General features: G+C 59.7%; 11 protein-coding genes. 8 read left to right on the forward strand and 3 right to left on the reverse strand.

The genetic code is table 11. The features are described 5' to 3' along the window. Nucleotides 1-4: 4 nt before the first annotated feature. From LGL98_RS06390 to sseA, 3 genes are all read right to left on the reverse strand, one after another. On the reverse strand, nucleotides 5-847 hold the full coding sequence (locus LGL98_RS06390) for a hypothetical protein (RefSeq protein ID WP_136030020.1): 843 nt from the start codon (nucleotides 845-847) through the stop codon (nucleotides 5-7). Between the two features lie 102 nt (nucleotides 848-949). Beyond that, a complete protein-coding gene (locus LGL98_RS06395; RefSeq protein ID WP_136030018.1) occupies nucleotides 950-1,600 on the reverse strand; it encodes a DUF5066 family protein in 651 nt (216 codons plus the stop codon). A 164-nt stretch (nucleotides 1,601-1,764) separates the two neighbouring features. Then, on the reverse strand, nucleotides 1,765-2,622 hold the full coding sequence (gene sseA, locus LGL98_RS06400) for a 3-mercaptopyruvate sulfurtransferase (protein ID WP_136030016.1): 858 nt from the start codon (nucleotides 2,620-2,622) through the stop codon (nucleotides 1,765-1,767). 205 nt (nucleotides 2,623-2,827) lie between these two features. Here sseA and LGL98_RS06405 point away from each other — a divergent pair, with 205 nt between their 5' ends. From LGL98_RS06405 to LGL98_RS06440, 8 genes are all read left to right on the forward strand, one after another. Continuing rightward, on the forward strand, nucleotides 2,828-7,777 hold the full coding sequence (locus LGL98_RS06405; RefSeq protein ID WP_136030015.1) for an alpha-2-macroglobulin family protein: 4,950 nt from the start codon (nucleotides 2,828-2,830) through the stop codon (nucleotides 7,775-7,777). After that, nucleotides 7,778-10,102 (forward strand): peptidoglycan glycosyltransferase PbpC, encoded by a 2,325-nt coding sequence (gene pbpC, locus LGL98_RS06410; RefSeq protein WP_136030013.1) that lies wholly within the window; start codon nucleotides 7,778-7,780, stop codon nucleotides 10,100-10,102. Nucleotides 10,103-10,262: 160 nt separating this feature from the next. Beyond that, the gene (gene ndk / locus LGL98_RS06415; RefSeq protein ID WP_004144312.1) at nucleotides 10,263-10,694 is read left to right on the forward strand and encodes a nucleoside-diphosphate kinase; all 432 of its coding nucleotides are present in this window, start codon (nucleotides 10,263-10,265) and stop codon (nucleotides 10,692-10,694) included. 350 nt (nucleotides 10,695-11,044) lie between these two features. Then, entirely contained in the window at nucleotides 11,045-12,211 is a 1,167-nt protein-coding gene (rlmN, locus tag LGL98_RS06420) for a dual-specificity RNA methyltransferase RlmN (RefSeq protein WP_002913894.1), read from the forward strand. 276 nt (nucleotides 12,212-12,487) lie between these two features. Further along, nucleotides 12,488-13,483 carry a cytoskeleton protein RodZ gene (gene rodZ, locus LGL98_RS06425; protein ID WP_004149336.1) on the forward strand — a complete coding sequence of 332 codons (996 nt, stop codon included), beginning with the start codon at nucleotides 12,488-12,490 and terminating at the stop codon, nucleotides 13,481-13,483. Nucleotides 13,484-13,509: 26 nt separating this feature from the next. Beyond that, a complete protein-coding gene (gene ispG, locus LGL98_RS06430; protein WP_002913892.1) occupies nucleotides 13,510-14,631 on the forward strand; it encodes a flavodoxin-dependent (E)-4-hydroxy-3-methylbut-2-enyl-diphosphate synthase in 1,122 nt (373 codons plus the stop codon). A gap of 91 nt (nucleotides 14,632-14,722) precedes the next feature. Then, nucleotides 14,723-15,997: a histidine--tRNA ligase gene (gene hisS, locus LGL98_RS06435; RefSeq protein WP_136030011.1), complete on the forward strand. Its 1,275-nt coding sequence runs from the start codon at nucleotides 14,723-14,725 to the stop codon at nucleotides 15,995-15,997. Between the two features lie 34 nt (nucleotides 15,998-16,031). Beyond that, the gene (locus LGL98_RS06440; RefSeq protein WP_002913890.1) at nucleotides 16,032-16,652 is read left to right on the forward strand and encodes a YfgM family protein; all 621 of its coding nucleotides are present in this window, start codon (nucleotides 16,032-16,034) and stop codon (nucleotides 16,650-16,652) included. Nucleotides 16,653-16,655 lie beyond the last annotated feature (3 nt).

Below are 16,655 nucleotides of genomic sequence, written 5' to 3' on the forward strand. Positions count from 1 at the left end.
GAAATTAATGCAGCGCGGCAAAGATCCGCGGATAGGCAGACACCATGTGATAGAGGAGAAATCCCGTCACGCATAGCGTGACGATCCCGTTGTAGAGCGCCATATCTCCGCGCCAGGCCCGGCATCTCTCTGCGCCGAGCAGGGAACGTAGCGCTGCCACCAGTCCGCCGACCGCCATAAACGCCAGTAACACCCCCGCCATCTGCGCAATGACAATATACCAGCCCAGCGGCGTATTCACGCCCCGGGCGCTCATCAGCGCGATCTGCGCCGGCAAAATCGTCTGGAACCCGAGGGTAAGTATCATGAGAAGACGCAGGTCCGCCAGCTGAGCGTCGAACGAGCGGGCCAGGCGCCGGGCGTCACGCAGGAGCAGCACCCCTGACACCACCGCCGCGGCAACGCTGATGTGCTGGAGAATAAATATATATAACGCCAGGGTTGCGGATGGGACCCGGGACAAAAAGAACAGATTGCAAAAGACAATGACCAGCAGGCCAAATTTTATGACCCAGGCACGGAGTACCTCGCCGGGCCAGCGCCGGCTTGACGCTGGGTTATGCATCATCCACGCGGCAAGGGTCGACTTACCGTAACCGGGCGTGAGCAGCACCATTAGAAAACCCAGCAGCGCCTGATGGCCATAGGTGATTAACGGAACATCTTCCAGAGTGACCCCGAGAAAGTGGGTATACACGGAGACCGGCGCAGGCACCAGGCTTAACCATACTCGGTTCCATTGCGGCCAAAAATAAAGGATCGCGCCGCCTGCCAGCAGGCCAGCTATGCCTCCCAGCCAGGGAAGTCGCGGTGAATAAACAGAATGTGGGTTAGAGACTAATGCCATTTTCACTCCTTGTGGTGACATCAGGTTACGGATAAAACGCTCCCTCCTGGAGCAGGCCCCGGCGGCGCGCGTTAATCGCGTCATCCGGGGTGAGATGGTGAATTAGTCAGGACAGCCTTCGAGCCTGGCGTAAAGATCCTCATGAATATATTCCAGCTCCAGCAAGGCGCCATCGCGTGCCTCATTGAGGGTCTGCTGATGCTGCCATTCGTCGTGACTCTCCTCGCTGCCGGCAAAGATCCCCTGCAGATATTCAATCAGTGACGATTCTGCCAGCCAGAGATCATTCTCTTTACCCTCGAAGCGGACAACAGGATATTCACCTTGTTCATCACGTTCAGTGACATAGATAAATACCAGCTGATCGCCGGCATGGCTGATGCGAATCAGGGCAGGAAGACGCGGATCGTCGTTCCAGACGGGCATCAGCTCTTCAAAGTCCAGTCCGGCCATATCAAGACCATTCATGTAATAAGCATCTTCATCCAGCGAGTCGGAAAGCAGGACGCCATGTTCATCAATGGAGTCCACAACCCATTCCAGTACCAGCTGTCCGTGGGGGCTTTTCAGTTGGCAATCGTAGGCCAACAGCGCTTTCAGACTCTCCGGAAGCGCCACGGTTTCGCTATTTTGCGGGTCACGATATTTCCGTACCCGCAGGCGATCCACTTCGTCTACGGGCATCGGTTTCGGGGTGGGATTGCGGTTGTACTTATGTACGACATCCATGAGATCCGGTAATGAAAATGCCATTATTCTATTTCCTTATATAGTGAGTGGCAGTAAAGCGAATACGACAGGCGCAAGCCCTGCGGCAGCACAGAGTAACCGGTTTAGTGAGAAGCAGGAGAAAGAGGAGGGAAAAATCAGAAATTATTTAGTGACTGCGGGTAGGAAAACCTGCAGTCACGCGATGTTTACTCAGCGATAGAAGCCGGTTCAATCGGCAGATCGGTTCGTGCGCCCCATTCGCTCCAGGAGCCGTCATACAGGCAGACACCGTTTACGCCAAGCGTGGTGAGCGCCAGCACGACCACCGCCGCCGTCACTCCTGAGCCGCAGCTGGCAATGATCGGCCGTTCAAAATCGACACCCTGACGTAAAAAGATGTCGTTCAGCTCGTCAACGGTTTTCAGTTCGCCGTTAATCACCAGCTCCGTCCACGGCACGTTAAGCGCGCCAGGGATATGCCCGCGGCGCAGGCCCGGGCGCGGTTCGTCGGCCTGGCCGTTAAACCGGGCCGCCGGACGTGCATCGACAATCTGCGCCGACCCTTCATGGCTAACCAGCAGGACGTCGGTCAGGCGCTTAATTTGTTGGGGATCGAAACGCACATCGAATTCGCCTTCGGCTACCTCCGGCACCCCTTGTTCCAGCGGCAGCTCGTCGCGACGCCAGCCCTCCAGGCCGCCGGCCAGAATCGACACTTTCTCCACGCCAAAGGTGCGCAGCATCCACCAGGCGCGAGGCGCGGAAAACAGATTGCCTTCGTCATAGACTACCAGATGCTTATCGCTGCAGACCCCCAGTTCACGCATAGCGACGGCGAACGCTTCGGCGCGCGGCATCATATGCGGCAGCGGGCTGGTGTGATCGGATAGCGCCTCGATATCGAAAAACAGCGCGTTCGGCACATGGCCGGCGCGGTATTCCGCGGCCATATCGCGCAGGGCCTCCTGCCCGGCGGGCGCCATGCGGGCGTCGATAATCTGAATTTCCGGGTCATCAATATGTTCTGCCAGCCAGTCGGCAGCGACAAAAAACGAGGTGGACATAGGTGCCTCCGTTTTATCATTCATGACTGAATTGTCGGCGTTTTAGCTGGCGCTGACAAGTTAAGGACGCCAGAGTGGGGACGGCGTCACGGCACTTTTCTGATTAATCGGCAGAAACCCGCTTCGTCACTGTTGAGATATGCCGCCATATCGCATAATAAATGTGACAAATTGCATCAGGCTCATCGGCCGAGGGGTTAGAAGGATGAAACCATTTCGTTTAGCGGCGCTGTCACTGGCGCTCCTTACCGCATTATCATTAACCGGGTGTGATGACAGCGGTACGCCGCAGGCCACGGCCCCTGCGCCAGCCGCGGATAGCAACCCAGGCGCGACGGCAAAACCGGACCGCGCCCAGCTGGCGGCGCTGGCGGAAAAAAGCCAGGGCAAAGCGCTGACGCTGCTCGACGCCTCGGAGGTGCAACTGGATGGCGCCGCGACCCTGGTGCTGACGTTTTCCGTGCCGCTGCAGCCGGACCAGGATTTCTCCCGCAGCGTGCATCTGGTCGACAAGAAAAGCGGTAAGGTCGACGGTGCCTGGGAGCTGGCGCCGAATCTGAAAGAGCTGCGTCTGCGTCACCTTGAGCCAAAGCGCGAGCTGATTGTCTCGGTCGACCCGACGCTGACCGCCCTGAACAAGGCGACGCTCGACAAACCGTTTGAGAAGACCCTGACCACCCGCGATATCGCACCGAGCGTTGGGTTTGCCAGCCGCGGCTCGCTGCTGCCGGGCAACGTGGTCGCCGGGCTGCCGGTCATGGCGCTGAACGTCGATAACGTTGACGTTAACTTCTTCCGTATTAAGCCGGAATCACTCTCCGCCTTTGTCAGCCAGTGGGAATACCGTAACTCGTTAAGCAACTGGGAATCTGATGAACTGCTGAAAATGGCGGATCTGGTCTATAGCGGCCGCTTCGATCTCAACCCGGCGCGTAATACTCGCGAAAAGCTGCTGCTGCCGCTGAGCGACATCAAGCCGCTCCAGCAGCCTGGCGTCTACGTGGCGGTCATGAACCCGGCGGGCCACTATAGCTACAGCAACGCGGCGACGCTGTTTACCCTCAGCGATATCGGTGTCTCGGCGCATCGCTACCATAACCGGCTGGACGTCTTTACCCAGAGCCTGGAAAACGGCGCCGCCCAGTCGGGCATTGAGGTGCAGCTGCTCAATGCCAAAGGGCAGACCCTGGCGCAGGCGAAAAGCGACAGCCAGGGCCACGTCACCCTGCAAACCGATAAAGAAGCCGCGCTGCTGCTGGCGCGCAAAGAGGGGCAAACCACGCTCCTCGATCTCAAGCTGCCGGCGCTGGATCTGGCGGAATTCTCTATCGCAGGGGCGCCCGGCTTTAGCAAACAGTTCTTTATGTTTGGCCCGCGCGATCTCTATCGTCCCGGCGAAACGGTGATCCTTAATGCGCTGTTGCGCGATAGCGACGGCAAGCCGCTGGCGGAGCAGCCGGTGAAACTGGAGGTGGTTCAGCCGGACGGCCAGGTAATCCGCTCGGTGATGTGTAAACCAGTGAATGGCCTGTACCAGTTTACTTATCCGCTCGACAGCGGCGCGGCTACCGGCATGTGGCACATTCGCTCCAGCACCGGCGACAATCAGCCGCGCGAGTGGGATTTCCACGTTGAAGACTTTATGCCGGAACGCATGGCCCTGAACCTGACGCCGCAGGCCGCGCCAGTCGCGCCGACTGCCGACGTCAGCTTTGACGTCAGCGGCGCTTATCTCTACGGCGCGCCGGCCAGCGGCAACCAGCTGCAGGGCAAGCTGTTCCTGCGCCCGCTGCGCGACGCCGTCGCTGCGCTGCCGGGCTTCCAGTTCGGCGATATTGCGGAAGAAAACCTCTCTCGTAGCCTGGATGAAGTCCAGCTGACGTTGGACGAAAAAGGCCATGGCGAAGTGACCACCTCAAGCCAGTGGCAGGATAGCCACTCGCCGCTGCAGGTGGTGCTGCAGGCCAGCCTGCTGGAATCCGGGGGGCGTCCGGTGACCCGTACGGTTAAGCAGCCGATCTGGCCCGCCGAGGCGCTGCCGGGGATCCGCCCGCAATTTACCCTGAAAGACGTTTACGATTACCGCACCGATACCACCGTGAAACAGCCGGTGGTGGATGAAAACAGTAACGCCGCGTTTGATATCGTCTATGCCGACGCCAAAGGCGAGAAAAAAGCGATCTCCGGTCTGCAGGTGCGGCTGATCCGCGAACGACGTGACTACTACTGGAACTGGTCCGATAGCGAGGGCTGGCAGTCGCAGTTCGATCAAAAAGATCTGCAGGAGGGCGAGGAGTCGCTGGATCTGCAGGCCGGCCAGATCGGTAAAGTGAGCTTCCCGGTAGAGTGGGGCTCCTATCGTCTGGAGGTGAAAGGGCCGGACGATGTCGTCAGCAGCGTGCGCTTCTGGGCCGGCTACAGCTGGCAGGATAACAGCGAAGGTACCGGCGCGGCGCGTCCTGACCGGGTCACCATGAAACTGGATAAACCGAGCTATAAACCGGGCGATACCATCAAACTGCATATCGCCGCCCCGGCGGCGGGGAAAGGCTACGCGATGGTGGAATCCAGTGAAGGGCCGCTATGGTGGCAGGAAATTGACGTCCCGGCGGAGGGGATGGACCTGTCTATTCCGGTGGATAAAACCTGGAATCGCCACGACCTCTACCTCAGCACGCTGGTGGTTCGCCCTGGCGATAAATCGCGCTCGGCGACGCCGAAACGCGCGGTAGGCCTGCTGCATCTGCCGCTGGGCGATGAAAACCGTCGCCTGACGCTGGCGCTGGAGGCCCCGGACAAAATGCGCCCCAACCAGCCGCTGACGGTGAAAGTGAAGGCCAGCGTGAAAGAGGGCGAGGTGCCGAAACAGGTCAACGTCCTGCTCTCCGCGGTGGATAGCGGAGTGCTGAATATTACCGATTACGCCACGCCGGATCCGTGGAACGCCTTCTTTGGCCAGAAGCGTTACGGCGCGGATATCTATGACATCTACGGCCAGGTGATTGAAGGGCAGGGGCGGGTGGCCAGTCTGCGCTTCGGCGGCGATGGCGACGAGTTAAAACGCGGCGGTAAACCGCCGGTTAACCACGTGACCATCATCGCCCAACAGGCGCAGCCGGTGGTGCTGAACGATCAGGGCGAAGGGACGGTGACGCTGCCGATCGGTGATTTTAACGGCGAACTGCGGGTGATGGCTCAGGCGTGGACGGCGGATGACTTCGGCAGCAGCGAAGATAAAGTGGTGGTAGCCGCCCCGGTCATCGCCGAGCTGAACACTCCGCGCTTCCTGGCCAGCGGCGACACTACGCGTCTGGCGCTGGATCTCAGCAACCTGACCGATAAACCGCAAACCCTGCAGGTCCATCTTGCCGCCAGCGGGCTGGTGACCTTAACCGAGGGCCAGCTGCCGCCGGTGCAGCTGGCGCCGGGCGCGCGCAGCACGCTGTTCGTGCCGGTGAGCGCGCTGGCGGGTTTTGGCGATGGTCAAGTTAATGCCACCATCAGCGGCCTGAGCCTGCCGGGTGAAACCTTCGCCCCGCTGCAAAAACAGTGGAAAATCGGCGTCCGTCCGGCGTTCCCGGCCCAGACCGTCAACAGCGGCGCGGTGCTGCAGCCCGGCGAAAGCTGGCAGCCGCCGGCGGCGCAGAGCCAGGGCGTTGCCCCGCAAACGCTGCAGGGCCAGCTGCTGCTCAGCGGCAAGCCGCCGCTGAACCTCGCCCGCTATATCCGCGAGCTGAAAGCCTATCCTTACGGCTGCCTTGAGCAGACCGCCAGCGGCCTGTTCCCTTCTCTGTACACCAGCGCGGCGCAGCTAAAGGCGCTGGGCATCAGCGGGGACAGTGACGAAAAACGCCGCGCGGCCATCGATATCGGTATTTCTCGCCTGCTACAGATGCAGCTGGAAAACGGCGGCTTTGCGCTATGGGATAGAGAGGGGCCGGAAGAGTACTGGCTGACCGCCTACGCCATGGACTTTCTCGTGCGCGCCAGCGAGCAGGGTTACAGCGTGCCGGTCAACGCTATCAATAAAGGCAATGAACGCCTGCTGCGCTACCTGCAGGAGCCGGGGCTGATGACCGTGCGCTACAGCGACGACGCCCAGGCCAGCCGCTTTGCCGCTCAGGCCTATGCCGCGCTGGTGCTGGCGCGTCAGCAAAAAGCGCCGCTCGGCGCCTTGCGTGAAATCTGGAGCCGTCACGACCAGGCACGCTCCGGCTTGCCGCTGCTGCAGCTCGGCATTGCGCTGAAAACCATGGGCGATGCGCCGCGCGGCGATGAGGCCATGAAGCTGGCGGTTGCCACCCCGCGCCAGGATGAGAATCGTTGGCTGGGTGATTACGGCAGCCCGCTTCGCGATGACGCCCTGAAGCTGGCGCTGCTGGAAGAGAATAAGCTGCTGCCGGAGGTGCAAAATCAGCTGTTGAGCACGCTATCGGAAGAGGCCTACGGTCAGCGCTGGCTGTCGACCCAGGAAACCAACGCCTTGTTCCTTGCTGGACGGACGCTGGCGGACCTGCCGGGCAGCTGGCAGGCGCAAACCTCGCTGCAGGCGGAGCCGCTGGCCGGCGACAAAGCGCAAACCCGCAACCTCGACGGCGATCGGCTGGCGACGCTGCAGGTGAGCAATACTGGCAGTCAGCCGCTGTGGCTGCGCCTCGACAGCAGCGGCTATCCGCAAAGCGCGCCGCAGCCGGGCGGTAACGTCCTGGGGATTGAACGCACTATTTTCGATGCCCAGGGGCAGCAGAAATCGCTGTCTTCACTGCGCAGCGGTGAGCTGGTGCTGGTCAAGCTGGAGGTGACCGCTAAACGCAATGTGCCTGACGCGCTGGTGGTTGATTTGTTGCCAGCCGGTCTGGAGCTGGAAAACCAGAACCTGGCCAATAGCAGCGCCAGCCTGCAGGAGAATGGCGACGCGGTGCAAAATCTCCTTAACCAGATGCAGCAGGCGGATATTCAGCATATCGAGTTCCGCGATGACCGTTTCGTCGCCGCTGTCGCTGTCAATGAAGGCCAGCCGGTGACGCTGGTCTATCTGGCGCGGGCGGTGACGCCGGGCACTTATCAGGTCCCGCAGCCGCAGGTGGAATCGATGTATGTGCCGCAGTGGCGAGCGACCGGAGCGGCCAGCGGTCCGCTCACCGTGACGCCGTAAATGCGCGTATTGCCTCGGGTAAAACGCCGCTGGCGCGGGCTGGCGGCGTTTATTTTTCTGCTGTGGCTGGCGGTACAGGCCGCCGATCGCCTGTGGCCGCTGCCGCTGCAGGACGTCACGCCTGCCCGGGTGGTGGTGGCGGAAGACGGCACGCCGCTCTGGCGCTTTGCCGATGCGCAGGGCGTATGGCGTTATCCGGTAACTCTCGCCGACGTGTCGCCGCGCTATCTGCAGGCGCTCATCCAGTATGAAGACCGCTGGTTCTGGAGACATCCAGGGGTCAATCCCTTCGCGGTGCTGCGCGCCGCCTGGCAGGATCTCACTTCCGGGCGAGTAATCTCGGGCGGCAGCACGCTCACCATGCAGGTCGCGCGTCTGCTCGACCCTCATCCGCGCACCTTCGGCGGCAAGCTACGCCAGCTATGGCGCGCGCTGCAGCTGGAGTGGCATCTGTCAAAAAACGACATTCTTACCCTCTATCTGAACCGCGCGCCGTTTGGCGGCACCCTGCAGGGCATCGGCGCAGCCAGCTGGGCCTATCTCGGTAAGCCGCCTGCCAGGCTTAGCTACGGCGAGGCGGCGCTGCTGGCGGTGCTGCCCCAGGCGCCCAGTCGTTTACGTCCGGACCGCTGGCCGCAGCGGGCCCAGGCGGCGCGTGATAAAGTGCTTGCGCGCATGGTCAGTCAGGGCGTCTGGCCTGAGCAGGCGGTAAAGGAAGCGATGGAGGAGCCAGTATGGCTGTTTCCACGACAGATGCCGCAGCTGGCGCCGCTTTTTTCACGCCGGGTGCTGACGAGCAGTCGTGATGAAAAGGTGGTGACGACTCTGGATGCCGGGCTCCAGCGGCAACTGGAAGATCTGGCGCTGAACTGGAAATCGCGCCTGCCGCCGCGCAGTTCGCTGGCGATGGTCGTCGTCGACCACACAGATATGAAAGTTCGCGGCTGGGTGGGCTCGGCGGATATCACCGACGACAGCCGCTTTGGCCATATTGATATGGTCTCGGCGGTACGCTCGCCGGGGTCGGTGCTGAAACCCTTTATCTACGCGATGGCGATGGATGAGGGGCTGATTCACCCGGCATCGCTATTACAGGATGTACCGCGGCGCTTTAGCGATTATCGCCCCGGCAATTTCGACAGCGGGTTTCACGGCCCGGTGAGCGCCAGCGAGGCTTTGGTGCGGTCGCTGAATCTGCCGGCGGTGCAGGTGCTTGAAGCCTACGGGCCCAAACGTTTCGCAGCGAATTTACGCAATGCCGGGTTGCCCCTGACGTTGCCCGCTGGCGCTGAGCCGAATCTGTCGCTGATTCTCGGCGGCGCCGGGGCGCGACTGGAAGACATCGTGGCGGTGTACAGCGCCTTCGCCCGCCATGGCAAGGCGGCGCGGCTGCGCCTGAAACCGGGCGATCCACTGAACGAGCGCGCACTGATGTCGCCGGGGGCGGCGTGGATCGTTCGGCGCATCCTGGCCGGCGAAGCGCAGCCGGTTCCCGATGCCTCGCTGCCGCAGGTGGTCCCGCTGGCGTGGAAGACCGGCACCAGCTACGGCTATCGCGACGCGTGGGCGGTGGGCCTTAATGCGCGTTATCTGATAGGCATCTGGACCGGGCGTCCGGACGGTACGCCGGTGGTGGGGCAGTTTGGTTTCGCCAGCGCCGTGCCGCTACTCAACCAGGTCAATAATCTGCTGCTGGCCCGCCCGGCGATGAGCCGCGGCGGGCTGCCGATCGATCCTCGCCCGCAAACGGTGAGCCGTGGGACTATTTGCTGGCCAGGCGGGCAGGATCTACCGGCCGGTGACAGCAACTGCCGCCGACGCTTAGCCAGCTGGCTGCTCGATGCCAGCCAGCCGCCGACTCTGCTGCTGCCGGGACAGGAAGGTGTGCGCGGGATCCGCTTCCCGGTGTGGCGCAATGAACAAGGTGAACGGGTGGCGGCGGATTGTCCCGGGGCGCGCGAAAGTGTGGTTGAGGTCTGGCCGCTGCCGCTGGATCCCTGGCTACCGCAGGGGGAACGTCGCTCCGTGCGTCTGGGTCCGGCATCGAAAGCATGCCCGCCGTTACAGACTCAGGATGCCGCGCCGCTGGTGCTCTCTGGCATCCGTGAAGGCGCGGTGATAAAACGTCTCCCGGGCGAGGCGCGGGTGATGTTGTCGCTACAAACCAGCGGTGGGGAAGGGCGGCGCTGGTGGTTTCTCAACGGTGAACCGATAGAGGCCGCTGGCGTAAGAACCACACTCACCCTGGATAAGCCCGGCGAGTGGCAGCTGGTGGTCATGGATGAGGCGGGGCAAACGGCGGCCGCCAGCTTTACCCTGCAATAACCAGGGTAAATTTGTTGTTGGCGGTTTGTGTTTTCAATACTCATCTTATTTTAACAAAATGTTACCTTCATCCGTAGGCAGGGGCGGGGATGCTCATTATAATGCGCGCCAGGCCATACGATCGTATGTGCAACAACAGAACATTAAATTAGAGGTAATCATGGCTATTGAACGTACTTTTTCCATCATCAAACCAAACGCGGTGGCAAAAAACGTTATTGGCAGCATCTTTTCCCGCTTTGAAGCTGCAGGGTTCAAAATCGTCGGCACCAAAATGCTGCACCTGACCGTTGAACAGGCTCGTGGTTTCTATGCTGAGCACGAAGGACGCCCGTTCTTCGACGGTCTGGTTGAGTTCATGACCTCCGGCCCGATCGTGGTTTCCGTTCTGGAAGGCGAAAATGCGGTACAGCGTCACCGTGACCTGCTGGGCGCCACCAACCCGGCAAACGCCCTGGCGGGTACCCTGCGCGCTGACTACGCTGACAGCTTCACCGAGAACGGCACTCACGGTTCCGACTCTGTAGAATCCGCTGCCCGCGAAATCGCGTTCTTCTTTGCTGAAGGCGAGGTTTGCCCGCGCACTCGCTAATCTCCTGCGTCTTTCACGCCACAGCATTGTTGGCTTCCTTCGCGCACCCCGGTCACATAGTTATCTATGCTCCCGGGGATGTGCGAACTCGCCGCCTCGCTGTGACCTGAAATACTGTGGAGATGATAACCTCGTCTTTTCGACCGTCGCGGCGTTGGCCTGACAATCGAAAAGCCTTAGAGGATTGAGCAGTCAGTTACAGATTTTTTATCATTGCTTTGTGCAAACGTGGCAATGATGCGCCAGAATTTGTAGAATATAGCGCCCCTGGACGAGCAGTCGCTCTCCGGGGCGTTTCTTTTTCAACCCACCTGGGGCCATAACGTGTAATAACGAGGCCGGAAAACATTATGTCTGAACAAATTGTCACGCCTGATACCGCCGCTCTGACGGTGCCGAACAAAGATGCCAAAATCAACCTGCTGGATTTAAACCGTCAGCAGATGCGCGAGTTTTTCAAAAACATGGGCGAGAAGCCTTTCCGCGCCGATCAGGTGATGAAATGGATGTATCACTACTGCTGCGACGACTTTGATGAAATGACCGACATCAACAAAGTCCTGCGCAGTAAACTGAAAGAAGTGGCGGAGATCCGCGCCCCGGAAGTGGTTGAAGAGCAACGCTCAACCGACGGGACCATCAAATGGGCGATTGCCGTTGGCGATCAGCGCGTCGAGACCGTCTATATCCCGGAAGAAGACCGCGCCACCCTGTGCGTCTCCTCCCAGGTTGGCTGTGCGCTGGAGTGCAAATTCTGCTCTACCGCCCAGCAGGGCTTTAACCGCAACCTGCGGGTATCCGAAATTATCGGCCAGGTCTGGCGCGCGGCGAAAATCGTCGGCGCGGTGAAGACCACCGGCGTGCGTCCCATTACCAACGTAGTAATGATGGGCATGGGCGAGCCGCTGCTGAACCTCAACAACGTCGTTCCGGCGATGGAAATCATGCTCGACGATTTCGGCTTTGGCCTTTCCAAGCGTCGTGTGACCTTGTCTACCTCCGGCGTGGTGCCGGCGCTGGATAAGCTCGGCGATATGATCGACGTCGCGCTGGCGATCTCTCTGCACGCGCCGAACGACACCATTCGTGACGAAATCGTTCCGATCAATAAAAAGTACAACATCGAGACCTTCCTTAACTCGGTGCGCGGCTATATTTCGAAGTCCAACGCCAACCAGGGCCGGGTGACCATCGAGTACGTCATGCTGGATCACGTCAACGACGGCACCGAGCATGCCCATGAACTGGCGGCGCTGCTGAAAGATACGCCGTGCAAGATCAACCTGATCCCATGGAACCCGTTCCCGGGCGCGCCGTATGGTCGCAGCTCCAACAGCCGCATCGACCGTTTCTCCAAAGTCCTGATGGAGTACGGCTTTACCACCATCGTGCGTAAAACGCGCGGCGACGATATCGATGCCGCCTGCGGCCAGCTGGCGGGCGACGTTATTGACCGGACCAAGCGTACGCTGCGTAAGCGGATGCAGGGCGAAGCGATTGACGTAAAAGCGGTCTGACAAATGATGACCCGTGCAAAGCAGGTGGCACGGGTCATATTTATGGCCAATAGCCAGGCGAAATACGCTGATTCGGTTAATAATTACGGTGCGTTTTTGTCGACTTTGAGGCAGTATGTAGCGGCACAACAACCGCTTAGCATTCAATTTTGATTCGTCTCTGTGATCGCGCGGCTGACAGTCCTATACTGTGAGGCTGACGTAGCACAGATGTCTCGCGGCGCCGGCTTTTTCCCGCGCTGAACTTTAAATTTCACGTACCAGTAGTTGTAGCGAATGAATACTGAAGCCACTCAAGATCATCAAGAAGCAAACACCACGGGCGCGCGTCTGCGTCATGCCCGCGAACAGCTCGGACTTAGCCAGCAAGCGGTGGCAGAACGCTTATGCCTGAAGGTGTCCACGGTTCGTGATATTGAAGACGATAAGGCTCCCGCCGACCTCGCCTCAACCTTTCTGCGCGGTTACATCCGCTCCTACGCTCGCCTCGTACATATCCCTGAAGACGAGCTGCTGCCGATGATGGCCAAGCAGGCGCCTATTCGCGCGGCGAAAGTCGCGCCAATGCAGAGTTTCTCTTTAGGCAAGCGCCGCAAAAAGCGCGACGGCTGGCTGATGAGCTTCACCTGGCTGGTGCTGTTTGTGGTTATCGGTCTGAGCGGCGCCTGGTGGTGGCAAGACCATAAGGCGCAGCAGGAAGAGATTTCGACCATGGCCGATCAGTCTTCCGCTGAGCTGAACGGCGGCGACGCCAACAGCCAGAACGTGCCGCTGGATACCAGCGCCCCTGCAGCCCCGACCGCCGATAGCGCCGCGAACAGCGCGCCAACCGATACCGCCAGCGCACCGACCACCAGCGCGCCGGCCCAGACGCCAGCGGATAATAACGCTGTCGTGGCGCCTTCCCAGGCCAATGTCGATACCGCGGGGACGACGCCGGCAGCTCCGGCTACCACCCCAGCCTCGCCGTTGCCGACCGATCAGGCGAACGTCACGACTCCGGCGGCGTCGGCGCAGGATCTGGTGATGAACTTTTCCGCCGACTGCTGGCTGGAAGTGAGCGATGCCACCGGTAAAAAACTGTTCAGCGGCCTGCAGCGTAAAGGCGGGAACCTGAACCTGAGCGGTCAGGCGCCATATAAGCTGAAAATTGGCGCCCCGGCTGCGGTACAGATCCAGTATCTTGGCAAGCCTGTCGATTTGAGTCGTTTTATCAGAACTAACCAGGTTGCGCGTCTGACCCTTAATGCCGAATCATCACCGGCGCAGTAACAGACGGGTAACGCGGGAGATTTTTCATGCATAACCAGGCTCCGATTCAACGTAGAAAATCTAAACGTATTTACGTTGGTAATGTGCCAATTGGCGATGGGGCTCCCATCGCCGTCCAGTCAATGACCAATACGCGCACCACCGATGTGGCGGCAACGGTAAATCAAATCAAAGCGTTAGAGCGCGTGGGCGCGGACATTGTCCGTGTCTCTGTTCCGACGATGGATGCCGCCGAGGCGTTCAAACTGATCAAACAGCAGGTTAACGTCCCGCTGGTCGCCGATATCCACTTTGACTACCGTATTGCGCTGAAAGTGGCGGAATATGGCGTCGACTGCCTGCGTATCAACCCGGGCAATATCGGCAACGAAGAGCGCATCCGCATGGTTGTAGATTGCGCGCGCGATAAAAACATCCCGATCCGCATCGGCGTCAACGCCGGATCGCTGGAAAAAGATCTGCAGGAAAAATACGGCGAGCCGACGCCGCAGGCGCTGCTCGAATCCGCTATGCGTCACGTCGATCATCTTGATCGTCTGAACTTCGATCAGTTTAAAGTCAGCGTTAAAGCCTCCGACGTTTTCCTGGCGGTGGAATCCTATCGTCTGCTGGCGAAACAGATCGATCAGCCGCTGCATCTCGGGATCACCGAAGCGGGTGGCGCACGCAGCGGCGCAGTGAAGTCCGCGATCGGCCTGGGCCTGCTGTTATCCGAGGGGATCGGCGATACGCTGCGCGTCTCGCTGGCGGCGGATCCGGTGGAAGAGATCAAGGTCGGCTTCGATATCCTCAAATCTCTGCGCATTCGTTCCCGCGGCATTAACTTTATCGCCTGCCCAACCTGTTCACGCCAGGAGTTTGACGTTATCGGAACGGTAAACGCCCTGGAGCAGCGTCTGGAAGATATCATCACTCCGATGGATGTTTCGATCATCGGTTGCGTGGTGAACGGCCCGGGCGAAGCGCTGGTTTCCACCCTCGGCGTGACCGGCGGCAACAAGAAAAGCGGCCTGTATGAAGACGGCGTGCGTAAAGATCGCCTGGATAACAACGACATGATCGACCAGCTGGAAGCGCGGATCCGCGCCAAAGCCTCGATGCTCGATGAAGCCCGTCGGATTGACGTTCAACAGGTTGAAGCAAAATAACGTGTTGGGAAGCGATACGCTTCCCGTGTATGATTGAACCTGCGGGCGCGAGGCGCCGGGGTTCATTTTTGTATATATAAAGAGAATAAACGTGGCAAAGAACATTCAAGCCATCCGTGGCATGAACGATTATCTGCCGGGCGAAACCGCTCTCTGGCAGCGCATTGAAGGCTCACTGAAGCAGGTGCTCGGTAGCTACGGTTACAGCGAAATCCGTTTGCCGATTGTAGAGCAGACCCCGTTATTCAAACGCGCGATCGGCGAAGTGACCGACGTGGTTGAAAAAGAGATGTATACCTTCGAAGACCGCAATGGCGATAGCCTGACGCTGCGTCCGGAAGGGACGGCGGGCTGCGTACGTGCCGGCATCGAACATGGTCTGCTGTACAATCAAGAACAGCGTCTGTGGTACGTCGGGCCGATGTTCCGTCACGAGCGTCCGCAGAAAGGCCGTTACCGCCAGTTCCATCAGATCGGCGCCGAAGTGTTTGGCCTGCAGGGCCCGGACATCGACGCGGAGCTGATTATGCTGACCGCGCGCTGGTGGCGCGAGCTGGGTATTGCCGATCACGTCAGCCTGGAGCTGAACTCCATCGGTTCGCTGGAGGCTCGTGCCAACTACCGCGACGCGCTGGTGGCATACCTGGAGCAGTTTACCGATAAGCTGGATGAAGACAGCAAACGCCGGATGTACACCAATCCGCTGCGGGTGCTGGACTCCAAGAACCCGGACGTACAGGCGCTGCTGAACGAGGCGCCGGCGCTCGGCGATTACCTCGACGAAGAATCGAAAACCCACTTTGCCGGCCTGTGCGCACTGCTCGATGATGCCGGGATCCGCTACACCGTCAACCAGCGTCTGGTACGCGGCCTCGACTACTATAACCGCACCGTATTCGAGTGGGTGACCACCAGCCTTGGTTCGCAGGGCACCGTCTGCGCCGGCGGCCGCTACGACGGTCTGGTTGAGCAGCTGGGCGGTCGTGCTACTCCAGGCGTAGGCTTTGCTATGGGGTTAGAGCGCCTTGTTTTACTGGTCCAGGCAGTGAATCCGGAATTTAAAGCCGATCCTGTTGTCGATATATACCTGGTAGCCTCCGGGACCGATACTCAGTCTGCTGCAATGCGTCTGGCTGAGCAGGTTCGCGATGCGCTGCCCGGCGTGAAGCTGATGACCAACCACGGCGGCGGCAACTTTAAGAAGCAGTTTGCCCGCGCCGATAAATGGGGCGCCCGTATCGCCCTGGTGATTGGTGAGTCAGAGATCGCTGACGGAAACGTGGTAGTGAAGGATTTACGCTCAGGTGAGCAAACTACCGTAACGCAGGAGAGCGTTGCCGCGCATTTGCGCACACTTCTGGGTTAATCTCCCGGGAATTATTAGTCAGGAGAAGGACTGCGTGGAAACTTTTAACAACGAGAACGATCAGGTCGATGCGCTGAAGCGCTTCTTTGCCGAAAACGGCAAAGCGCTGGCGGTCGGGGTGATTTTAGGGATTGGCGCGCTGGTTGGCTGGCGCTACTGGACCTCCCATCAGCAGGATACCGCCAGAGACGCGTCGCTGGCTTACGAAAAGGCGACTTCCGCGCTGAAATCGAATACGCCAGAAGTGCTGTCAGGGGCAGAGAAATTCGCGGCTGACAATAAAAATACCTACGGCGCCTTCGCCTCTCTCGAGCTGGCACAGCATTTTGTTGAACAGAACGATCTGCCGAACGCTGAAAAGCAGCTGCAGCAGGGGCTGGCAGCCGCATCTGATGATAATCTGAAATCGGTTATCAGCATGCGTCTTGCCCGCGTTCAACTGCAGATGAAACAGGCTGATGCGGCGCTGAAAACCCTCGACAGCATCAAAGGTGAGGGCTGGACCGCCATTGTGGCCGATTTGCGCGGCGAAATTCTGTTGAGCAAAGGCGATAAGCAAGGGGCCCGTGCGGCGTGGGAAGCTGGCGTGAAAAGCGATGCTTCTCCTGCGCTCAGCGAAATGATGCGTATGAAAATGAATAATTTGTCCATCTGAGAG

This window comes from Klebsiella africana (genome assembly GCF_020526085.1).
In the GTDB taxonomy this organism is placed as follows: Bacteria; Pseudomonadota; Gammaproteobacteria; order Enterobacterales; family Enterobacteriaceae; genus Klebsiella; species Klebsiella africana.